16 protein-coding genes are annotated in these 22,779 nt (G+C 68.2%); 15 read left to right on the forward strand and 1 reads right to left on the reverse strand.

Annotated features, from left to right (window positions below):
* Positions 1-140: 140 nt before the first annotated feature.
* The 15 genes from aceE (at position 141) to G3W89_RS23440 (ending at position 22,127) form a co-directional block, all read left to right on the forward strand.
* Positions 141-2,813: a pyruvate dehydrogenase (acetyl-transferring), homodimeric type gene (gene aceE, locus G3W89_RS23370; RefSeq protein WP_162576394.1), complete on the forward strand. Its 2,673-nt coding sequence runs from the start codon at positions 141-143 to the stop codon at positions 2,811-2,813.
* 10 nt (positions 2,814-2,823) lie between these two features.
* Positions 2,824-4,428 carry a dihydrolipoyllysine-residue acetyltransferase gene (locus G3W89_RS23375; protein WP_162576395.1) on the forward strand — a complete coding sequence of 535 codons (1,605 nt, stop codon included), beginning with the start codon at positions 2,824-2,826 and terminating at the stop codon, positions 4,426-4,428.
* A 13-nt stretch (positions 4,429-4,441) separates the two neighbouring features.
* Positions 4,442-6,253 carry a dihydrolipoyl dehydrogenase gene (gene lpdA, locus G3W89_RS23380; protein ID WP_162576396.1) on the forward strand — a complete coding sequence of 604 codons (1,812 nt, stop codon included), beginning with the start codon at positions 4,442-4,444 and terminating at the stop codon, positions 6,251-6,253.
* Between the two features lie 9 nt (positions 6,254-6,262).
* Entirely contained in the window at positions 6,263-7,054 is a 792-nt protein-coding gene (locus tag G3W89_RS23385; protein WP_162576397.1) for an alpha/beta fold hydrolase, read from the forward strand.
* Between the two features lie 29 nt (positions 7,055-7,083).
* Complete coding sequence (locus G3W89_RS23390; protein ID WP_162576398.1) at positions 7,084-9,366, forward strand: NADP-dependent malic enzyme; 2,283 nt, start codon at positions 7,084-7,086, stop codon at positions 9,364-9,366.
* A 94-nt stretch (positions 9,367-9,460) separates the two neighbouring features.
* Complete coding sequence (locus tag G3W89_RS23395) at positions 9,461-10,804, forward strand: dicarboxylate/amino acid:cation symporter (protein ID WP_162576399.1); 1,344 nt, start codon at positions 9,461-9,463, stop codon at positions 10,802-10,804.
* Positions 10,805-10,846: 42 nt separating this feature from the next.
* Positions 10,847-12,181 carry an NAD(P)/FAD-dependent oxidoreductase gene (locus G3W89_RS23400; RefSeq protein WP_162576400.1) on the forward strand — a complete coding sequence of 445 codons (1,335 nt, stop codon included), beginning with the start codon at positions 10,847-10,849 and terminating at the stop codon, positions 12,179-12,181.
* A gap of 12 nt (positions 12,182-12,193) precedes the next feature.
* A complete protein-coding gene (locus G3W89_RS23405; RefSeq protein WP_162576401.1) occupies positions 12,194-13,663 on the forward strand; it encodes a PHA/PHB synthase family protein in 1,470 nt (489 codons plus the stop codon).
* A gap of 48 nt (positions 13,664-13,711) precedes the next feature.
* Positions 13,712-14,896 carry an acetyl-CoA C-acetyltransferase gene (locus tag G3W89_RS23410; RefSeq protein WP_162576402.1) on the forward strand — a complete coding sequence of 395 codons (1,185 nt, stop codon included), beginning with the start codon at positions 13,712-13,714 and terminating at the stop codon, positions 14,894-14,896.
* Between the two features lie 57 nt (positions 14,897-14,953).
* On the forward strand, positions 14,954-15,706 hold the full coding sequence (gene phbB / locus G3W89_RS23415; RefSeq protein WP_162576403.1) for an acetoacetyl-CoA reductase: 753 nt from the start codon (positions 14,954-14,956) through the stop codon (positions 15,704-15,706).
* Between the two features lie 10 nt (positions 15,707-15,716).
* Positions 15,717-16,370 carry a DUF6781 family protein gene (locus tag G3W89_RS23420; RefSeq protein ID WP_162576404.1) on the forward strand — a complete coding sequence of 218 codons (654 nt, stop codon included), beginning with the start codon at positions 15,717-15,719 and terminating at the stop codon, positions 16,368-16,370.
* A gap of 46 nt (positions 16,371-16,416) precedes the next feature.
* A complete protein-coding gene (locus tag G3W89_RS23425; RefSeq protein ID WP_162576405.1) occupies positions 16,417-17,841 on the forward strand; it encodes a cytochrome ubiquinol oxidase subunit I in 1,425 nt (474 codons plus the stop codon).
* A 5-nt stretch (positions 17,842-17,846) separates the two neighbouring features.
* Positions 17,847-18,842 (forward strand): cytochrome d ubiquinol oxidase subunit II, encoded by a 996-nt coding sequence (locus G3W89_RS23430; RefSeq protein ID WP_162577618.1) that lies wholly within the window; start codon positions 17,847-17,849, stop codon positions 18,840-18,842.
* 88 nt (positions 18,843-18,930) lie between these two features.
* A complete protein-coding gene (locus G3W89_RS23435) occupies positions 18,931-20,766 on the forward strand; it encodes a sensor histidine kinase (protein ID WP_162577619.1) in 1,836 nt (611 codons plus the stop codon).
* Positions 20,763-22,127: a sigma-54-dependent transcriptional regulator gene (locus tag G3W89_RS23440; protein WP_162576406.1), complete on the forward strand. Its 1,365-nt coding sequence runs from the start codon at positions 20,763-20,765 to the stop codon at positions 22,125-22,127. Before G3W89_RS23435 ends, G3W89_RS23440 begins: the two co-directional genes overlap by 4 nt.
* Here G3W89_RS23440 and pcp read toward each other — a convergent pair.
* On the reverse strand, positions 22,124-22,777 hold the full coding sequence (gene pcp / locus G3W89_RS23445; protein ID WP_162576407.1) for a pyroglutamyl-peptidase I: 654 nt from the start codon (positions 22,775-22,777) through the stop codon (positions 22,124-22,126). The two genes, G3W89_RS23440 and pcp, sit on opposite strands and share 4 nt — an antisense overlap.
* Between the last annotated feature and the right edge of the window lie 2 nt (positions 22,778-22,779).

Genomic DNA, 22,779 nt, shown 5'->3' on the forward strand with positions numbered 1-22,779 from the left:
CGTTCTCCGCCCACCCCTCATGAAATCAACGACTTAACGCGCTTTCCTCGCCGCGCAGCGCGTGGCACATCGATTGCTCTATTTCAAGGCTGACCGCGTCGCCCGACACCGGTCACGGCCCTGAAACAGGAGACAAACCGATGAGCACCATGGGTGACCTTGATCCCACGGAAACCAGCGAGTGGATCGATGCACTCGGCGCCGTTCAGCAACACCGCGGCGGCGAGCGAGCGAACTTCCTCTTGAATCGCCTCGTCGACGAGGGCCGCCGCGACGGCGTGTACGTGCCCCGTTCGCTCAACACGGCCTACAAGAACACCATTCCTCCCGAGAAGGAAGAAAAGTCCTCCGGCAACCGCGAGATCGAGCACCGCCTGCGCTCCATCATCCGCTGGAACGCCATGGCGATCATCCTGCGCGCCAACAAGGACTCGTCCGAGCTCGGCGGCCACATCGCGAGCTTCCAATCCGCGGCCACGCTCTACGACATCGGCTTCGGCCACTTCTGGCATGCGGCAACCGACACGCACGGCGGCGACCTGCTCTTCATCCAGGGCCACAGCTCGCCCGGCATCTATGCGCGTGCCTTCCTCGAAGGCCGCCTGAGCGAGCAGCAGCTGCTCAACTACCGCCAGGAGGCCGATGGCAAGGGCATCCCGTCGTACCCGCACCCCTGGCTCATGCCCGACTTCTGGCAGTTCCCCACCGTCTCGATGGGACTGGGGCCGCTGATGGCGATCTACCAGGCGCGCTTCCTCAAGTACCTGCAGGGGCGCGGCCTCGCGGACACGGCACCGCGCAAGGTCTGGGCCTTCATGGGCGACGGCGAGATGGACGAGCCCGAATCGCTCGGCGCCATCTCGCTCGCAGGCCGCGAGAGCCTGGACAACCTCGTGTTCGTCATCAATTGCAACCTCCAGCGCCTCGACGGCCCGGTGCGCGGCAACGGCAAGATCGTGCAGGAGCTCGAGAGCGTGTTCCGCGGCGCCGGCTGGAACGTCATCAAGGTGCTCTGGGGCAGCGGCTGGGACGCGCTGCTCGCCAGGGACAAGAGCGGCAAGCTGCTGCAGCGCATGGAGGAGTGCGTCGACGGCGAGTACCAGGACTTCAAGAGCAAGAGCGGCGCCTACGTGCGCGAGCACTTCTTCGGCAAGTACGAAGAGACGAAGGCGCTGGTCGCCGACATGAGCGACGAACAGATCTGGGCCCTGACCCGCGGTGGCCACGACCCGGAGAAGGTGTTCGCCGCCTACGCCGCCGCCGTCAAGCACAAGGGCCAGCCGACGCTGATCCTGCCGAAGACGGTCAAGGGCTACGGCATGGGCGAATCGGGCGAAGGCCAGATGATTGCCCACCAGGCCAAGAAGATGACGCAGGACGCGCTGCGCAACTTTCGCGACCGCTTTCAGATCCCGGTGTCCGACGAAGAGCTGCCCGACATGCCCTTCATCCGGCTCGCCGAGGACAGCCCCGAGATGCAGTACCTGCGCGAGCGCCGCGCTGCGCTCGGCGGCTACCTGCCGCAGCGCCGCCGCAAGTCGACCGCGCTCGAGATCCCGCCATTGGCCACCTTCGAGCGGCTGCTCAAGGACACCGGCGAGCGCGAGATCTCCACCACCATGGCCTTCGTGCAGATGCTCGGCACGCTGGTGCGCGACAAGGTCATCGGCAAGCACGTGGTGCCCATCGTGCCCGACGAGTCGCGCACCTTCGGCATGGAAGGCATGTTCCGCCAGCTTGGCATCTGGTCCTCGCTCGGCCAGCTCTACAAGCCGCAGGACGCCGACCAGCTCATGTACTACCGCGAGTCCAAGGACGGGCAGGTGCTGCAGGAAGGCATCAACGAGGGCGGCGCGATGTCCAGCTGGATCGTCGCAGCCACCTCGTACAGCACGAACAACGTGCCGATGATCCCGTTCTACATCTACTACTCGATGTTCGGCCTGCAGCGCGTGGGCGACCTGGCCTGGCTGGCCGGCGACATGCGCGCGCGCGGCTTCCTGCTCGGCGGCACTGCCGGGCGCACCACGCTCAACGGCGAGGGCCTGCAGCACGAGGACGGCCACAGCCACATCCTGGCCGGAACCATCCCCAACTGCGTCTCGTACGACCCGACCTTCGCCTACGAGGTGGTGACCATCGTGCGCGACGGCATGCGCCGCATGGTCGGCGAGCAGGAGGACGTGTACTACTACATCACCCTCATGAACGAGAACTACCCGCACCCCGGCATGCCCGAGGGCAGCGAGGCGGGCATTCTGAAGGGCCTCTACCCCCTGAGCGACGGCGGCAAGACACCAAAGAAGGGCCAGCGCGTGCAGCTCATGGGCAGCGGCACCATCCTGCGCGAGGTGATGTTCGCGGCCGAGCTGCTCAAGAACGACTTCGGCATTGCGGCCGACGTGTGGAGCGCCACCAGCTACAACGAGCTGCGCCGCGACGGCATGGCGGCCGAGCGCTGGAGCCGGCTGCATCCCACCGAGCCTGCTCGAAAGAGCCACGTCGAGCAATGCCTCGAAGGGCACGACGGCCCCGTCATCGCGGCCACCGACTACATGCGCAACTACGCCGACCAGGTCCGCGAGTACGTGCAGGCCGCGGGCCGCCGCTACACCGTGCTGGGCACCGACGGCTTCGGCCGCAGCGACTACCGCCGCAAGCTGCGCCGCTTCTTCGAGGTCGACCGCTGGCACGTCGTGGTGGCCGCGCTCAAGGCGCTGGCCGATGACGGCGTGATCAAGCCCGCGGTGGTTGCCGAAGCGATCGCAAAGTACGGGCTCGATGCAGAGCGCGCCGCCCCCTGGACCGTCTGAGGCACGAGCAATGAGCAACGCAATCGACATCAAGGTTCCCGACATCGGCGACTTCAGCGATGTGCCCGTCATCGAGATCTTCGTGAAGCCGGGCGACACGGTGAAGGCCGAAGATCCGCTGGTCTCGCTCGAGTCCGACAAGGCGACGATGGACGTGCCCGCGCCGCGCGGCGGCGTGGTCGAGGCCATCGCCGTGAAGCTGGGCGACAAGGTCAGCGAGGGCAGCGTCATCATGAGCTTCAAGGCCAACGGCGCCACAGCCGCGCCAGCGGCGCCGGCAGAGGTGACCAAGCCCACCGTGAGCGCCGCACCGTCTGCCACCAGCGCGCCGGCCGGCGTGGCCGAAGTGCGCGTGCCCGACATCGGCGACTTCAAGGACGTGCCCGTCATCGAGATCTTCGTGAAGATCGGCGACACGGTGAAGGCCGAGGACCCGATCGTCTCGCTCGAATCCGACAAGGCGACGATGGATGTGCCCGCGCCGCTCTCGGGCGTGGTGACGGCCATCGGCGTCAGGATCGGCGACAAGGTCAGCGAAGGCTCGGTGATCCTGTCGCTCGCGACGGGCGATGCCCCTGCCTCGGCAGTTGTTCCCTCACCCCAGCCCTCTCCCGCGAGCGGGAGAGGGAGTGAAGCGGCGGCGGCGCTGACTGCCGGCAAGGCGGAGATCGAAGCCGCCTTCGCGCTCGCCTACGCCGGCCCCGCCGTGCGCAAGCTCGCACGCGAACTCGGGGTCGATCTCGGCAAGCTCAAGGGCACCGGCGAGCACGGCCGCATCGTACGCGCCGACGTCGAGGCCTTTGCAAAAGGTGGCGGCGCAGCCGCTGCACCGGCCTCCGGCAAGACCGCCGCGGCGCCTGCAGGCGCTGGCGTGGGCGGCATCGACCTGCTGCCCTGGCCCAAGGTCGACTTCGGCAAGTTCGGCCCGACCGAACGCAAGGAGCTGTCGCGCATCAAGAAGATCAGCGCGGCCAACCTGCACCGCAACTGGGTCGTCATCCCGCACGTGACGACGCACGACGAGGCCGACATCACCGACCTCGAAGGCTTCCGCGTGCAGATGAACAAGGAGCTGGAGAAGTCGGGCGTGAAGATCAGCATGCTGCCCTTCATGATGAAGGCGGCGGTCGCGACGCTGAAGAAGTTCCCGGAGTTCAACGCCAGCCTCGACGGCGACGCACTGGTGCTCAAGAACTACTGGCACATCGGCTTCGCGGCCGACACGCCCAATGGCCTGATGGTGCCGGTGATCCGCGATGTCGACAAGAAGACCGTGCCCGAGATCGCGAAGGAGATGGGCGAGCTCGCCAAGCTCGCGCGCGACGGCAAGCTCAAGCCAGACCAGATGTCGGGCGGCACCTTCACCATCAGCTCGCTCGGCGGCATTGGTGGCATCTACTTCACGCCGATCATCAACGCGCCCGAGGTCGCGATCATGGGCGTGTGCAAGAGCTACTGGAAGCAGCACTCCAGCGACGGCAAGACCTACGCCTCGCGCCTCACGCTGCCGCTGTCCCTGTCGTGGGACCACCGGGTGATCGACGGCGCCGCCGCCGCACGCTTCAACGTCTATTTCGCCAACGTGCTCGCCGATCTTCGGCGCGTGCTGTTCTGAAGAAAGCCCCCCAATGGCAAGCATGGTGGAAGTCAAGGTTCCCGACATCGGCGACTTCAAGGATGTCGCGATCATCGAGCTGCTGGTCAAGCCCGGCGAGGTCATCGCGGTCGATACCGGCCTGATCATGGTGGAGTCCGACAAGGCGTCGATGGAGATCCCGTCGAGCCATGCGGGGACCGTGAAGGAGCTGAAGGTCGCGCTGGGCGACAAGGTGAGCGAGGGGTCGGTGATCCTCGTCGTGGAGGCGGCGGGGGCAGGGGCACCCTCACCCCAGCCCTCTCCCGCAAGCGGGAGAGGGAGCGAGACCAGCGGGAGCGGGGCGGCTCCGGCTCCCTCTCCCGCCCCGCGGGAGAGGGCGGGGGGTGAGGGTGCCCCCGGCCCCGCCGCCGCAAGCTACAACGGAAAGGCCGACATCGAGTGCGAGGTGCTCGTGCTCGGCGCCGGCCCCGGCGGCTATTCGGCAGCCTTCCGCAGCGCCGACCTCGGCATGAAGACGGTGCTGGTCGAGCGCTACGCCACCCTCGGCGGTGTGTGCCTCAACGTCGGTTGCATTCCGTCGAAGGCGCTGCTGCACACGGCCGGCGTGATGGACGAGGTCAAGCTGCTCGGAAAGCACGGCATCAAGTACACCGCGCCCGAGGTCGACATCGATGCGCTGCGCGGCTTCAAGGACAGCGTCGTCAAGAAGCTCACCGGCGGCCTGGCCGGCATGGCGAAGGCTCGCAAGGTGGAGATCGTCACCGGCCTCGGCAGTTTCCTCGACCCGCACCACGTCGAAGTCGTCGGCACGGGCGGCACGAAGAAGGTGGTGAAGTTCGCCAAGGCCATCGTCGCTGCGGGCTCGCAGTCCGTGAAACTGCCCTTCATGCCCGAGGACGAGCGCGTCGTCGACTCGACCGGTGCGCTGCTGCTCAAGGGCATTCCGAAGCGCATGCTGGTGATCGGCGGCGGCATTATCGGGCTCGAGATGGCGACCGTCTATTCGACGCTCGGCACGCGCATCGACGTGGTGGAGATGCTCGACGGCCTGATGCAGGGCGCCGACCGCGATCTCGTCAAGGTGTGGGAGAAGTTCAACACGCCGCGCTTCGACAACGTCATGCTCAAGACCAGGACCGTCGGCGCCAAGGCGACCCAGGCGGGCATCGAGGTCAGCTTCGAAGGCGAGAAGGCACCGAAGGAGCCGCAGGTCTACGACCTGGTGCTCGTGGCGGTGGGCCGCAGCCCCAACGGGAAGAAGATCGGCGCCGACAAGGCCGGCGTGGCGGTCACTGACCGCGGCTTCATCGATGTCGACAAGCAGATGCGCACCAACGTGCCGCACATCTTCGCCATCGGCGACATCGTCGGCCAGCCCATGCTCGCCCACAAGGCGGTGCACGAGGCGCACGTGGCAGCCGAGGCGGCGCACGGAGAGGCGGCGTACTTCGATGCACGGCAGATTCCCTCGGTGGCCTACACCGACCCCGAGGTCGCGTGGGCCGGCAAGACCGAGGAGCAGTGCAAGGCCGAGGGCCTGAAGATCGGCAAGGCCGTGTTCCCCTGGGCCGCATCGGGCCGTGCCATTGCCAACGGGCGTGACGATGGCTTCACCAAGCTGCTGTTCGACGAGACCACGCACCGCATCGTCGGGGGCGGCATCGTGGGGACGCATGCGGGCGACCTGATCAGCGAGCTGTGCCTGGCGATCGAGATGGGGTGCGAGCCCGGCGACATCGGCAAGACCATCCACCCGCATCCCACGCTCGGTGAATCCATCGGCATGGCGGCCGAGCTGTTCGAGGGCGTCTGCACCGACCTGCCCCCGGTGAAGAAGAAGTAGGCCGACGACATGCCGATGGAACTCGCCTTCGAGGCCCTGGGGTCCGGTCCCCCGGTCGTGATCCTGCACGGCCTGTTCGGTGCCGGGCGCAACTGGACCCATGTCGCGCAGTCGCTGGCTGCGGAGTACCGGGTCTACCTGCCCGACGCGCGCAACCACGGCGCCTCGCCCTGGGCCGAATCCATGTCGTACGCCGAGATGGCGCACGACGTGCTCGCGCTCATCGAACAGGAGGCGCTGCAGCGGCCCTTCGTCGTCGGCCACAGCATGGGCGGCAAGACGGCGATGACGCTGGCGCTCTCGCACCCGAACGCCGTGGCCGGCGTGGCCGTGATCGACATCGCCCCGGAAAGCTACACGGGGCAGTTCTCCTCCTACGTGTCGGCCATGCGCAATCTCGACGTGGCCGGCGCCGCCAGCCGCGAGATCCGCCGTGCCTTGGCCGAAAGCCTGGGCGCCCACGCGCCGGTCGACTTCCTGATGCAGAACCTGCGCCGGGAGCGCGACCGCTTCGACTGGCGCCTCAACCTGCTCGCGACCGGCCTGTGCATGCGCGATCTGTGCGACTTTCCAGCGGCGCTGCGCGATGCCCGCTACGAAGGACCCGCGCTCTTCATCGCGGGCGCGGAGTCCGACTACCTTCAGCCCGCATCCCTGCCGGGCATCCGGGCGCTGTTTCCGGGCGCCGAGCTCGCGCGCATTGCCGACGCCGGCCACTGGGTGCACGCGGACCAGCCGGAGGCCCTGCTGTGCGGACTGAACGACTGGCTGCGCGAGGCCTGCGCGCTCGCCCAGAACTGATTCCTCTACAGCCACACGGAGACCGTCTCATGTCCGACAACCTGCGCGAAGCCGCCCTCGACTACCACCGCTATCCCACGCCCGGAAAGATCTCGGTGAACCCGACCAAGCCGATGGCCACGCAACGCGACCTCGCGCTCGCTTATTCGCCCGGCGTGGCCGACGCCTGCATGGAGATTGCCCGCGATCCGGCGGAGGCCATGAACCTCACTTCACGCGCCAACCTGGTGGCGGTCATCACCAATGGCACGGCAGTGCTCGGACTCGGCAACATCGGCGCGCTGGCCGGCAAGCCGGTGATGGAAGGCAAGGGCTGCCTGTTCAAGAAGTTCGCCGGCATCGACGTGTTCGACATCGAGCTCGACGAGACCGATCCCGATGCGCTCATCGACACCATCGCGCGCATGGAGCCGACCTTCGGCGGGATCAACCTCGAGGACATCAAGGCACCCGAGTGCTTCTACATCGAGAAGAAGCTGCGCGAGCGCATGAAGATCCCCGTCTTCCACGACGACCAGCACGGCACCGCCATCGTCGCGGCCGCAGCCATCCTCAATGCGCTGCGGCATGTGAAGAAGGACATCCGCGAGGTGAAGCTGGTGGCGTCGGGGGCGGGCGCGGCGGCCCTCGCCTGCCTCGACCTGATCGTGAGCCTCGGCCTGCCGATGCACAACATCTATGTGTCGGACAGCGTGGGCGTGGTCTACACCGGCCGCAAGGAGCAGATGGACCCGAACAAGGCCCGCTATGCGCAGGACACGGCGGCGCGCAAGCTGGCCGACGTGATCGGGGGCGCTGACATCTTCCTCGGCCTCTCGGCCGGCGGCGTGCTCAAGCCCGACATGGTCAAGGAGATGGCGCGCGACCCGATCATCCTCGCGATGGCGAACCCGACGCCGGAGATCCGTCCGGAGGATGCGCTGGCCGTGCGGCCGGACGCCATCCTCGGCACCGGGCGCTCGGACTATCCGAACCAGGTGAACAACGTCCTCTGCTTCCCGTTCATCTTCCGCGGTGCGCTCGACGTGGGTGCCACCACCATCAACGAAGAGATGAAGCTTGCCGCCGTGCGCGCCATCGCCGAGCTCGCGCATGCCGAGATCCCCGAAGTGGTGGCGCAGGCCTACGGCGCCCTGGGCCTGCGTTTCGGTCGCGAGTACCTGATCCCCAAGCCCTTCGACCCGCGCCTGATCGAGGCCGTTGCGCCCGCGGTGGCGCAAGCCGCGGTCGACAGCGGCGTCGCGACCCGGCCCATCGCCGACATGAAGGCCTACCGCCAGCGTCTCTCGCAGTTCGTCTACCAGTCGGGCACCAGCATGCAGCCGCTGTTCGCGGCGGCCAAGCAGTCGCCCAAGCGCGTGGTCTACGCCGAGGGCGAGGACGAGCGCGTGCTGCGTGCCGCGCAGGTGGTGGTGGACGAAGGCCTGGCGCGGCCGCTGCTGCTGGGCCGCCCCGAGGTGATCGCCGAGCGCATCGCGCAGTACGGCCTGCGACTGGCCCTGGGCAGCGACTGCGAGGCCGTTGACCTGCTCGACCCCGCCGTGCACGACGATGCCGCCGAGGCCTACTACCAGCTCAAGCGGCGCGAGGGCGTCTCGCGCCTGGTGGCGCAGACCGAGATGCGCAGCCGCGGCACCCTGCTCGCAGCCATGCTGGTGCGCCAGGGACGCGCCGATGCCATGCTGTGCGGCACGCTGGGCAGCTACGGCGATCACCTGCGCCATGTGCGCGACGTGATCGGTCTGCGCCCCGGCACCAGGACGCTGGCCGCCATGCAGATGCTGATGCTGCCGGGCCGCCAGCTCTTCATCTGCGACACGCACGTCAACCGCGAACCCGACGCGGCGCAGGTCGCCGAGATCGCCCTGCTCGCCGCCGAAGAGGTGCGCCGCTTCGGTGTCACGCCGAGCGTGGCGCTGTTGTCGCACTCCAACTTCGGCGGCTCGAACGCGGCATCGGCCGTGAAGATGCGCGAGGCCCTCGCGCTCATCAAGGCGAGCGATCCGCGGCTTGCGGTCGAAGGCGAGATGCGAGGCGATGCAGCCCTGTCGAAGTCGATCCTCGATCACGAGTTCCCGGATTCGGCCCTGGAGACCGAGGCCAACGTGCTCATCATGCCCAACGTGGACGCGGCCAACATCTCCTACAACCTGCTGCGCATGGCAGCCGGCAGCGGCATCACGGTAGGCGGCATCCTGCTGGGGGCTGCGCGCTCCGCGCACATCCTGACGCCGTCGTCCACCGTGCGCCGCATCGTCAACATGACGGCGCTGGCGGTGGTCGATGCCCACTCGCATCGAGGCGCAGCCTGAGGGCACGACGATGAACGACACCGTGCTCCATGGGCCGCACCACGCCGACCGGCAGACGCATGCCGGCGGCGCCTGAATTTTCTAGGAGACCTTCGTGGACCACCAACCCGTATCCAAGCCCTTCTACAAGTCCCTGTACTTCCAGGTCATCACCGCGATCGTCGTCGGCGTTCTGCTGGGCCATTTCTACCCGCAGACCGGCGCGGCCATGAAGCCGCTGGGCGACGGCTTCATCAAGCTGATCAAGATGATCATCGCGCCGATCATCTTCTGCACCGTGGTGGTCGGCATCGCCGGCATGGAAGACATGAAGAAGGTCGGCAAGACCGGTGGCCTGGCGCTGCTGTACTTCGAGATCGTGAGCAGCATCGCCCTCCTGGTCGGGCTCCTCATCATCAACATCGTGCGGCCGGGTGCCGGCATGAACATCGATGTGAGCCAGCTCGACACCAAGGCGATCGCCGCCTATACGGCGCCGGGACAGATGCAGGGTACGGTCGACTTCCTGCTGCACGTGATTCCGAGCACGGTGGTCGATGCCTTCGCCAAGGGCGAGATCCTGCAGGTGCTGCTGTTCGCCGTGATGTTCGGCTTCGCGCTGCACAAGTTCGGCGGGCGCGGCACGCTGGTGTTCGACTTCATCGAGAAGTTCTCTCACGTGCTGTTCGTCATCGTCGGCTACATCATGAAGGTGGCGCCCATCGGTGCCTTCGGTGCGATGGCGTTCACCATCGGCAAGTACGGCGTCGGCTCGCTGCTGCAGCTGGGCCAGCTGATGGCAACCTTCTACGCCACCTGCCTGCTCTTCATCTTCGTGGTTCTCGGCAGCATCGCGCGGGCGCATGGCTTCAGCATCTGGAAGTTCATCAAGTACATCAAGGAGGAGCTGCTGATCGTGCTGGGCACGTCCTCCAGCGAATCGGTGCTGCCGCGCATGATGGCCAAGCTCGAGAACCTGGGCGCCAAGAAGTCGGTGGTCGGCCTGGTCATCCCGACCGGCTACTCCTTCAACCTCGACGGCACCTCGATCTACCTGACGATGGCGGCCGTGTTCATCGCCCAGGCCACCAACACCGACATGACCTTGATGCAGCAGATCACCCTGCTGCTGGTGCTGCTGCTGACCTCCAAGGGCGCGGCCGGCGTGACCGGCAGCGGCTTCATCGTGCTGGCAGCCACCCTGTCGGCGGTGGGGCACGTGCCGGTGGCAGGGCTGGCGCTGATCCTGGGCATCGACCGCTTCATGTCGGAGGCGCGCGCACTGACGAACCTGATCGGCAACGGCGTCGCCACGGTCGTGGTTGCCAAGTGGACCAATGACCTCGACACGGTCCGCATGAAGCAAGTCCTGAACAGCGAGGCGCCCGCCGATTCCGACGCGCCCGAGGCCGTGCTGGACCAGGTCGAAACCCACATGCCCGTGGCGCCGGCGCGCTGAAGCGGTTCCCATGCTTCCCATGCATGTACGGAGCAGCCGACCATGAACCATCCCGTACAGAGGCACCGAGTCGTCATCGTGGGCGGCGGCGCCGGCGGCCTGGAGCTGGCGACCCGCCTCGGCGATACGCTGGGCAAGCGCGGCATGGCGGACGTCACGCTCGTCGACAAGCATCGCACCCACGTGTGGAAGCCCAAGCTGCACGAGATCGCCTCCGGCAGCATGGACATGAGCGCGCACGAGGTCGACTACCTCGCACAGGCGCACTGGCACCGCTTCCGCTTCCGGCTCGGCGAGCTGACGGGCATCGACCGCGAGCAGCGCGAAGTGCGCGTTGCGCCCTACCTCGACGACGAGGGCCGGCTGGTCACGCCGGCACGCGCCTTCGGGTATGACACGCTGGTGGTCGCCATCGGCAGCCTGAGCAACGACTTCGGCACGCCCGGCGTGCGCGAGCATGCGCTGCGGCTCGAGTCGAAGGCGGACGCCCAGCGCTTTCACCAGCGCATGGTCAACGCCTGCATCCGGGCGCATGCGCAGACCACGCCGCTGCGGCCCGAGCAGCTGCACGTGGCGATCATCGGCGCGGGCGCGACCGGCGTCGAGCTGGCGGCCGAGCTGCATCGCACCACGCGCGAGGTCATCGCCTACGGGCTCGATCGCGTGGACGCCGAGAAGGACATCCAGGTCAGCGTGATCGAGGCCGCCGACCGCGTGCTGCCCGCGCTGCCGCCGCGCATGTCGGCGGCCACCGAGGCGCTCCTGCGCAAGCTGGGCGTGGACGTGCACACCTCCGCCAAGGTGGCCGAGGTGCTGCCCGAGGGCGTTCGCCTGGCGGATGGCCGCACGCTGCCGGCCGAGCTGGTGGTCTGGGCCGCAGGGGTGAAGGCCGCCGACTTCATGCAGGACATCGCGGGGCTCGAGACCAATCGCAGCAACCAGCTCGCGGTGCTGCCGACACTGCAGACCACACGCGATGCAGACATCTTCGCCATCGGCGATTGCGCGGCCTGCGAGTGGCCCGAGGCCAACGGCGGCAAGGGTGGCCTGGTGCCCCCACGCGCGCAAGCGGCGCACCAGCAGGCCTCGCACGTGGCCGCGCAGATCCGCCGGCGCATGGCCGGCAAGGCGCTCAAGCCCTACCGCTACCGGGACTTCGGCTCGCTCGTGTCGCTCGGCGAGTTCAGCACCGTGGGCAACATGATGGGTGGCCTGATCGGCGGCAGCCTGATGGTCGAGGGGCTCTTCGCCCGGCTCATGTACATGTCGCTCTACAAGATGCACGAGCTGGCGCTGCACGGCACCGTCAAGGTCTCTCTCGACTCGCTCGCCCGACTCATCACGCGGCGCACGGAACCCCACGTCAAGCTGCATTGAGCAGCCACGCCCATGACCCGACCTTCACCCGATTTCGATGCGAACGCGTGGCTGCAAGCCTGGCAGCAGGGGCTGTCGCAAGGCCATGTCCAGTTCGGCACATGGATGCGCAGCGCACTGGAGGCCGCGCCCTTCGACGTGCGCGCCAAGGCACAGATGGACTTTGCGCTGCGCCAGGTGGTCGATGCGATGAACCCGGCCAACTGCCTCACCACCAACCCCGAGGCGATGCAGGCCGCGCTCGACAGCGGCGGCGCGAGCCTGGTCGAAGGCGCGTCCCTCTTCCTTGCGGACCTGGCGAAGGGCCGTATCTCGATGTCGGACGATCAGGCCTTCGAGGTCGGCCGCAACGTCGCGACCAGCCCGGGCAGCGTGGTGTTCGAGAACGAGCTCATGCAGCTGGTGCAATACACGCCGTCCACGGCGAAGGTGCACAAGCGTCCGCTGGTCATCGTGCCGCCTTGCATCAACAAGTTCTACATCCTCGACCTGCAGCCGGCGAACTCGCTGGTCGCCCATGCGGTGGCGCAAGGGCACACGGTGTTTCTCGTGTCGTGGCGCAATGTCTCGGCCGAGCAAGGCCATCTCCGCTGGGACGACTACATCGAGCAGGGCGTGCTGCGCGCGCTCGGGGTCGCGCGCGGCGTGGCGCGTTCGGACAAGGTCAACACGCTGGGCTTCTGCATCGGCGGCACGCTGCTCGCGAGCGCGCTTGCCGTGGCAGCCGGGCGCGGCGAGAAGCCGGCCGCCAGCGTCACGCTGCTGACGGCGATGCTCGACTTCTCGGACACCGGCGAACTCGGACTCATGGTCGACGAAGCCATGGTGGCCACGCGCGAAGCGACCATCGGCCGCGGCGGGCTTCTCAAGGGCCGCGAGCTCGCGACCGTGTTCGCAGCGCTGCGCGCCAACGACCTCATCTGGCCCTACGTGGTCAACAGCTATCTCAAGGGCAAGGCGCCGCCGGCCTTCGACCTGCTGTACTGGAACGGCGACGACACCAACCTGCCGGGGCCCATGTATTGCTGGTACCTGCGCAACACCTACCTGGAGAACAAGCTTCGCGAGCCGGGCGGTACGGTGCAGTGCGGGGTGCCGGTGGACTTGTCGCGCATCGACGCGCCGGCCTTCGTCTACGCCTCGCGCGAAGACCATATCGTTCCGTGGAAGACCGCCTATGCCGGCACGCGGCTGCTCGGCGGAGAAACCCGCTTCGTGCTCGGGGCCAGCGGCCACATCGCCGGGGTGATCAACCCGCCCGCGAAGAAGAAGCGCAACCACTGGGTCGGTGATCTCGCTGCCGATGCCGGCGCGTGGCTCGACGGCGCGCAAAGCGTCGAGGGCAGCTGGTGGCCCGCCTGGTGCGACTGGCTCGCCGCGCATGCCGGCGTAAAAGTCGCCGCGCGCAGCGCATTGGGCAGCGCCGAATTCCCCGCGATCGAGCCCGCGCCCGGGCGCTATGTCAAAGAAAAGGCGGCCTGAGCCCAGGCCACCTGCCCTCCCTTCACATCAACCCCCAAGGAGATTTCTATGTCAGACGAGATCGTGATCGTGGCCGCGCAACGCACGGCGGTCGGCAAGTTCGGCGGCGCGCTCGCCGGCACCGCCGCCCCGGACCTGGGCGCGCACGTGGTGAAGGGCCTCCTCGCCAAGGCCGGCGTGCCGGGCGATGCCGTGTCCGAGGTGATCATGGGCCAGGTGCTCGCAGCCGGATCGGGCCAGAACCCGGCGCGGCAGACGGTCATCAAGGCGGGGCTGCCGATCGGCGTGCCGGGGCTCACCATCAACAAGGTGTGCGGTTCAGGCCTGAAGGCCGTGATGCTCGCTGCGCAGGCCGTGAAATGCGGCGACGCCGAGATCGTGGTGGCCGGCGGCCAGGAGAACATGAGCGCGGCGCCGCACGTGCTGCCCAACTCGCGCAACGGCCAGCGCATGGGCGACTGGAAGCTGGTCGACAGCATGATCGTCGACGGCCTGTGGGACGTCTACAACCAGTACCACATGGGCACCACGGCCGAGAACGTGGCAAAGAAGTACGGCATCAGCCGCGAGATGCAGGACGCGCTTGCGCTGGCCTCGCAGCAGAAGGCCGCCGCCGCGCAGGACGCGGGTCGTTTCGACGACGAGATCCTGCCCTTCAGCATTTCGCAGAAGAAGGGCGACCCGATCGTGTTCGCGGCCGACGAGTTCGTGAACCGCAAGACCAACGCCGATGCGCTCGCCGCGCTCCGCCCCGCGTTCGACAAGGCCGGCTCCGTGACGGCAGGCAATGCCTCGGGCCTGAACGACGGCGCTGCCGCGGTGCTGGTGATGTCGGCCTCGCGCGCCGCCGCGCTCGGGCTGCAGCCGCTGGCGGTGATCCGCGCCTATGCGAGTGCCGGGCTCGACCCGTCGCTCATGGGCATGGGCCCCGTGCCCGCCTCTCAGCTGGCACTGAAGAAGGCCGGCTGGAAGGCGCAGGACCTCGACCTGATGGAGATCAACGAGGCCTTCGCGGCGCAGGCCTGCGCGGTGAACCGCGAGATGGACTGGGACACCAGCCGCATCAACGTCAACGGCGGCGCCATCGCCATCGGCCATCCGATCGGCGCCTCCGGCTGCCGCGTGCTGGTGACCCTGCTGCACGAGATGCGCCGCCGCGGCGCCAACAAGGGCCTGGCGTCGCTGTGCATCGGCGGCGGCATGGGCGTCGCGCTGGCGGTCGAGCGTGCTTGACGCGCACCCCGCAGTGGTTCAAGAGGATCTTTTTATTTCATGACAAGGAGAAAGCAGATGAGCGAGAAGCAGCAGAAGGTGGTCCTGGTCACCGGCGGCATGGGTGGGCTGGGCGAAACGATCTCCACCAAGATGGTCGACGCGGGCTACAAGCTCGCCGTGACCTATTCGCCGGGCAACAAGTCGCACGCCGACTGGGTGGCGCAGATGGCGCAGCGCGGCTACGAGATCGTGGCCGTGCCGTGCGACGTGGCGGACTTCGATTCGTGCGCGAGTGCCGTGTCGCAGGTGCAGGAGCAACTGGGCCCGGTCGACGTGCTGGTCAACAACGCCGGCATCACGCGCGACATGACTTTCAAGAAGATGGACCGCATCAACTGGGACGCGGTGCTGCGCACCAACCTCGACAGCCTGTTCAACATGAGCAAGCAGGTGGCCGACGGCATGGTGGACCGCGGCTGGGGCCGCGTCATCAACGTGTCTTCGGTGAACGGCTCCAAGGGCGCCTTCGGCCAGACCAACTACTCGGCAGCCAAGGCGGGTGTGCATGGCTTCACCAAGGCCCTGGCGCTGGAGGTGGCAAAGAAGGGCGTGACCGTGAACACCATCTCGCCCGGCTACATCGGCACGAAGATGGTCACGGCCATTCCGAAGGAGGTGCTCGACAGCAAGATCCTGCCGCACATCCCCGTCGGCCGCCTCGGCAAGCCCGAGGAAGTGGCGGGCCTGATCATCTACCTCGCCTCGGAAGAGGCGGCGTTCGTGACCGGTGCCAACATCGCCATCAATGGCGGCCAGCACATGCAATGAGCGGACGACCATGATCCTCAAGAATGGCATCGATCAGGCCGCATTGATCAACCAGTTCGCGGAAGCCTCCGCCAGGCAAGGCGAGGCCGTGCGCAAGGCGGTGCACGAGGCCACGCTCAAGGCGCTGCAGGGCCGCGAGCTCACGCTGGCGAACATTCGGCAGGTGCTGGGCACGGTCACCGAGGCGGCCTCGGCGGGCGCTGCCGGCAGCAAGTTGCCCACGCCCGATGTCGAGGCGCTGCTGACGAAGGCCTTTGCCGGCATGGATGGCGCGATGGAGCAGGCGGTGCTGGCCAACCAGCGCGCGCTGCAGCAGCTGGTCGACCAGGGCGCGAACCTGCGCGAGACGCAGCTCAAGAAGGCGCTCGCCGACCTCGAGAAGATGGAGGAGACGCTGTTCGCCAGCGTACGCAAGGCGGCGCCGGCCGACGGTCCGTGGAGCGGTGTCTTCGAGGCGATGCAGCCGAAGAGCACCGGCACCGGCGCGCGCGCCAGCGCGGCGCTCGAGCAACTGGTGGAAGACACGCAGAAGAGCCTGCGCGACGGCCGCGAGATGGGTCTGCGCGCTTCGCAGGCGCTCATCGACAGCTACTCGACCCTGGTCAGCGGCGTGCTCATCGGCATGTCGGAAGCGCTGAAGCAGGGCGGCACGGCGAAGCCATGACCCACGCCGGCGGCCGCCGCGCCGCCGCCGGCACCAAAGGAACCTGATGGATGCCCTGATCCTCGCCCGCATGCAGTTCGCGGCCAACATCACCTTCCACATCCTGTTTCCCACGATCAGCATCGCCCTGGGCTGGCTGCTGCTGTTCCTGCGCTGGCGCTGGCTGCGTGCGCGCCGCGCCGACGCCGTGCTGGCGCAAGGCTGGCTCGACGCCTACCGTTTCTGGACCAAGGTGTTCGCGCTGAGCTTCGCACTCGGCGTGGTCAGCGGCATCACCATGAGCTTCCAGTTCGGCACCAACTGGCCGGGCTTCATGGAGCGGGTGGGCAACGTGGCGGGGCCGCTGCTGGGCTACGAGGTGCTCACGGCCTTCTTCCTGGAAGCGGGCTTTCTCGGAGTGATGCTCTTCGGCCACGGCAAGGTGGGCGAGCGCGTCCACCTGCTGTCGACCTTCATGGTGGCCTTCGGCACCACGCTCTCGGCCTTCTGGATCCTGGCGCTCAACTCGTGGATGCAGACGCCCGCGGGCCACGAGATCGTGGACGGCGAGTTCCATGTCGCGAGCTGGGTGGCGGTGGTGTTCAACCCTTCGTTCCCGTACCGCTTCGCGCACATGCTGCTGGCCTCGGCGCTGACCTGCGCCTTCCTGCTGATCGGCCTGTCGGCCTGGCAGGTGCTGCGCGGCGTGGGACAGCGCAGCGCGGCACGCGTGATGCGCGTGGGGCTCACGCTGGCAGCGGTGGCGATCCCGCTGCAGATCGTGGTGGGCGACATGCATGGGCTCAACACGCTGAAGCACCAGCCCGCCAAGATCGCCGCGATGGAAGGCGTGTGGGAGACCGCGCGCGGCGTGCCGCTGCTGCTGTTCGCGCTTCCGGATGCCGAGTCGCGCAGCAACCGCTTCGAGGTCGCGGTGCCGAAGGTCGCGAGCCTGATCCTCACGCACGAGGCCGATGGCGAGATCCGCGGGCTCAACGACTTCGCCGGTGCGCATCCGCCGCCGCTGCCGATGTTCTTCGCCTTTCGCATCATGGTCGGCGTGGGCATGCTGATGCTGGCCACGAGCTGGCTGGGCTGGTGGTCGTATCGCCGTGCGCGATGGCAGCCGGCGCTGCTGCCGCGCGCACTGCTGTGGCTGTTCGCGGGGATGACCTTCTCGGGCTGGGTGGCCACGGTGGCGGGCTGGTACGTCACCGAGATCGGCCGCCAGCCCTACATCGTCTACGGCCTGGTGCGCACGGCGGACGTGGTGTCGAAGGTACCGTCCGCGATGATCGGGCTCACGCTGGCGCTCTATGTCGCGCTCTACCTTGCGCTCATCGTGGCCTACGTCGCGGTGCTCAAGTACATGGCCGAGAAGCCCGAGGAGGTGCTGGCGGGCGAAGCCGCAGAGCGCGCGGCGACGCCTGCGGGCGCGATCACCGCCATCACTCCCATCACTTCACCCGCAATCGAGGGAGGCCGGGCATGACCGCGATGAGCTTCGACGCCGCGCTGCCGGTGATCTTCATGGTGCTGATGGGCGTGTCGATGCTGGTCTACGTGGTCAGCGACGGCTACGACCTCGGCGTGGGCATGCTCATGCACCGCGCCACCGACGCCGAGAAGGACGTGATGGTCGCCTCCATCGGGCCCTTCTGGGACGCCAACGAGACCTGGCTGGTGCTGGGCGTGGGCATCCTGCTGGTCGCCTTCCCCAAGGCGCATGGCCTGGTGCTCGGCGAGCTCTACCTGCCGGTGGCGCTGATGCTCGTCGGCCTGATGCTGCGCGGCGTGGCCTTCGACTTCCGCGTGAAGGCGCGCGACAGCCACAAGCGCACCTGGGACCGGCTCTTCTTCGCCGGCTCCACGCTGGCCTCGATGGCGCAGGGCTGGATGCTCGGGCGCTACGTCAGCGGCTTCGGCGCCGGCTGGAACTACCCGGTGTTCGCCGCGGCCATCGCGCTGGCACTGCCGATGGCCTATGTGCTGATGGGCGCGACCTGGCTCGTCATGAAGACCGAGGGCGCGCTGCAGGAGCGCGCCGTGCAATGGGCACGCACCGCCTGGGCACCGATGGTCGCCGGCATGCTGCTGATCTCGATGGCCACGCCCTGGGTCAGCCCCGAGGTGCGCGAGCGCTGGTTCGCGCTGCCCGGAATCCTGGCACTGGCCGCCATTCCGCTCATGACCGGCGTGGCGCTGCTCGCAGTGCGCAGCCTGCTGGACACGCGCATGGTGCGCGGGCCGCTGTGCTGGCTGCCTTTCGTGCTGCTCATCCTGGTGTTCGTGCTCGGCTTCCTGGGGCTGGCCTACAGCATCTTTCCCTACGTGGTGATCGGCCAACTCACGATCTGGCAGGCCGCGAGCAGCGCGCCGGCGCTCAAGGTGATCCTGATAGGCGCCTGCATCTCGGTGCCGGCCATCGTGGGGTACACCGTGTTCTCCTACCGGGTCTTCCGCGGGAAGACCGGCGAACTGCGCTATGCCTGATCGCGCATGGGATCTGGCTGAACTGCGCAACGCGCGCCACCGGGCAGGCACCGATGCGGCCCACGCGGCCTTGTGCAATAACGGCTTCATGAATCCATCGGAGCCGGCCCGGCGCTTCGAAGTACCTTCTGCGACCCCGAGGCGCTGGCGCGGCCTGCCGCGCTGGTGCGGCGCGCTGGCACTGGTGGCCCTGGCAGCAGTCGCCGGCCATCAGCTCGCCCTGCAGAACGGCCTGGCTCGGCTGCGCGAGGCGGCCGCGCATCGGCTCGACATGCTGGCGACCGGGCTCGATGCCGACCTGGCCCGCTTCGAGTACCTCCCCGCGCTGCTGGAGATGACACCCATCGTCCCGGCGCTGCTCGGCGCCCCGTCGGATGCGGGCCTGCGCGATGCGGTCAACCGCTATCTCGACGGCGTCAACGCCACCGCGGGCGCCGAGATGCTCTATGTGCTGGATGCCGCCGGCACCTCGCTGGCCGCCTCCGACTGGGACCGGCCGGGCACCACCGTCGGCCAGGACCTCTCGTTCCGGCCCTACGTGATCGATGCGCTGCGCCAAGGCAGGGGCCGCTTCTACGGCGTCGGCATCACCAGTCGCAAGCCGGGCTACTACCTGTCGTACGCGCTGCGCCGTGACGAGCCGGCGCGCGGCGTGGTGGCGGTCAAGATCAACCTCGAGGAATCCGAGCGCGCCTGGCGCCTGCTGCCGGGAAACGTGATGTTGATCGATCAGCGCGGCGTGGTGATCCTCGCCACCCGCGACGACCTGAAGTTCCGTCCGCTGCGGGCGCTGGAGTCGTTGCAGCGCGCAGAGGTGCAGCGCTCCCGCCCCTATGGCCAGGCCGCCCTGGAGCCGCTGCGGTGGACGCAGAAGGAAGCACTGGCAGGCGGCGTGCAGATCATCACGCTCGACGGCGTGGACCAGCTCGCCTCCACGCGCGCGCTGCGCGGGGCGCCGTGGCAGCTGGTGGTGCTCGACGACCTGGCGCCGATGCGCGTGGGCGCGCGTTACGCGGCCATCACCGCGAGCCTGGCCATGGCAGTGCTGCTGCTGATCGCCGTCACGCTGTGGCAGCGGCGCCGCGCCGTGCGCCAGAAGCTGGCCAACCAGGCTGCGCTGCAGGCGGCGCACGACAGCCTCGAATCGACCGTGGTCGCGCGCACCGCGCAGCTGCGCGCAGCCCAGGGCGAGCTGGTGCATGCCGGCAAGATGGCCGCGCTCGGCCAGATGTCGGCCGGCGTGGTGCACGAGCTCAACCAGCCTCTCACGGCCATGCGCACGCTGTCGGAGAGCGCCGCCATCCTGCTCGACAAGAGCCGCTTCGACGACGTGCGCGGCAACCTGCACCGGATCCGAGGCATGGTCGACCGCCTGGCACGCCTCACCTCGCAGCTCAAGACCTTCGCGCACAAGAGCGAACTGCAGCTCGCGCCGGTGGCGCTGGCACCTGCGGTCGCGGATGCGCAGCTCATCGTCTCGACGGCTTCGAAGAAGAACGGCGTGGCGATCGACATCGACGTGCAGCCCGCCAACCTGGCCGTGGTGGCCGAGGAGGCTGCACTCGGCAGCGTGCTCGTCAACCTGATGCGCAACGCCATCGACGCCATGCACGACTCGCCTCGGCGCACGCTGCGGCTCGAGGCGAGAGCGCTCGAGGGCCGCGTGATGCTGCGCGTGAGCGACACCGGCCCCGGCATTGCACCGGGCATCCTGGCGCGCCTGTTCGAGCCCTTCGTCACCAGCAAGCCGGCGGGCACCGGGCTGGGCCTGGGCCTCGTCATTTCGGCACAGCTGGTACGTGCCATGGACGGCACGCTGCGTGCGGCCAACCTGCCGGAAGGCGGCGCGTGCTTCGTCGTCGATTTGCCGGCTGCCATCCACAACGTTGCCAGCCCGCAGCTGGAAGGAGTGATCAACAAGTGAGCGATGCCCCTTCCATTCGCGTGCTGCTGGTCGAGGACGACGAGGACGTCCGGCTCAGCACGACGCAGATGCTGGCCCTGGCCGGCTTCGAGGTCGAAGCCTTTGCGAGCGCGGAGCGCGCGCGTGCGCACATCCGCTTCGGCGTGCCGGCTATCGTGGTCTGCGACGTGCGCCTGCCGGGCCTGAGCGGCACCGAATGGCTGCTCGAGCTGCGCAACGTCGATGCCGAACTGCCCGTCATCCTGGTCACCGGCCACGGCCACATCGCCATGGCGGTGCAGGCCATGCGCGAGGGCGCCTACGACTTCATCGAGAAGCCTTTCAGCTCCGAGCGGCTGGTGGCCATCGTGCGCCACGCCATCGAACGGCGGCAGCTCGCGCTGCAGGTGCGCGCGCTGCGCGACGCACTGGAGAACTGGCATGGCATCCAGGCGGTGCTGATCGGCCGCTCGGCGCAGATGCAGCAGGTGCGCCGCACCGTGATGACGCTGGCCGAGACCTCGGCCGATGTGCTGATCTACGGGGAGACCGGGACCGGCAAGGAGCTCGTCGCCCGCTGCCTGCACGAGCACAGCGAACGCCGCCGCCAGCATTTCGTGCCGCTCAACTGCGGTGGCTTGCCCGAGTCGCTGGCCGAGAGCGAGTTGTTCGGCCACGAGGCGGGGGCCTTCACCAGCGCCAACCGCGTGCGGGTCGGCAAGTTCGAGTACGCCCATGGCGGCACGCTGTTCCTCGACGAGATCGAGAGCATGCCGATGGCGGTGCAGATCAAGCTGTTGCGTGCCCTGCAGGAGCGCTCGATCGAGCGCATCGGCTCCAACCGGGCGATCCCCTTCGACTGCCGCGTGGTGGCCGCGAGCAAGGAAGACCTCAAGGACCTGAGCGACCGGCAGATGTTCAGGGCCGACCTGTACTACCGCGTCGGCGTCGCCTTCATCGAGCTGCCGCCGCTGCGCGAGCGGCGGGAGGACATCCCGCTGCTGTTCGAGCACTTCACGCTGCTGGCGGCTGGGCGCCACGGGCGCGTGGCGCCGATCCTGAGCGGCGCTCAGATCGCCGACCTGATGGCCTACGCCTGGCCCGGCAACGTGCGCGAGCTGCGCAACGTGGCCGACCGATTCGTGCTGGGCCTGCTGGGCGAGCGCCTGACGCAGGCACGCGGCACCGCCGAAGGGATGCCGGCGCTGCCGCGCGGCCTGCCGCAGCAGGTGGAGTCGTTCGAGCGGGCGGTGATCGTCGAAACGCTGCGCAAGCACCAGGGGGACCAGCCTGCCACGGCCCAGGCGCTGTCGATCGCGCGGCAGACGCTGCACGACAAGCTGCGCAAGCTCGGCATCGCCGCGGAAGAATTCAAGTCCTAGCTCAGTTGGCCGCCGGTCTCGCGCACGTCCTCGCGCACCGCCACCGCCGTGGCAACGGCGATGCGCAGCGCGGCGATGACGGTGTCGAGCGCCATGCTCGGCGCGCCCGGAAGGCGCGCCGCCTGCTCGGGCTGGAAAGGGATGTGGATGAATCCCGCGCGCACGCCCGTTCCGGCCGGCCGTGTCGCGATGCGGTGCATGAGGCCGAAGAAGAGGTGATTGCAGACGAAGGTGCCGGCGCTGTTCGAGACCGCGGCGGGTATGCCGGCTGCGCGCAGGTCGCGCACCATCGCCTTGATCGGCAGCGTCGAGAAGTAGGCCGCCGGTGCGCCCGCCACCACCGGGATGTCGATGGGCTGGCAGCCTGCGTTGTCGCAGATGCGGCCGTCGTCGACGTTGATCGCCACGCGCTCGGGCGTGATCTCGCTGCGCCCGCCGGCCTGGCCGACAGCGATCACTAGCTGCGGCTGCAACGCGTCGATGGCAGCGTCGAGCTCCTGCAGCGCAACGCCGAACACACACGAGATGCGGCGGGCTTGCACCGTGGCGCCTTCGCAGCGCCAGCCTTGAAGTGCGCGCACGGCTTCCCACGAGGGGTTCAACGCATCCTTGTCGAAGGGCTCGAAGCCCGTGAGCAGCACGTTCGCCACAG

Source organism: Variovorax sp. PBL-H6 (genome assembly GCF_901827155.1).
Lineage (GTDB): Bacteria > Pseudomonadota > Gammaproteobacteria > Burkholderiales > Burkholderiaceae_C > Variovorax.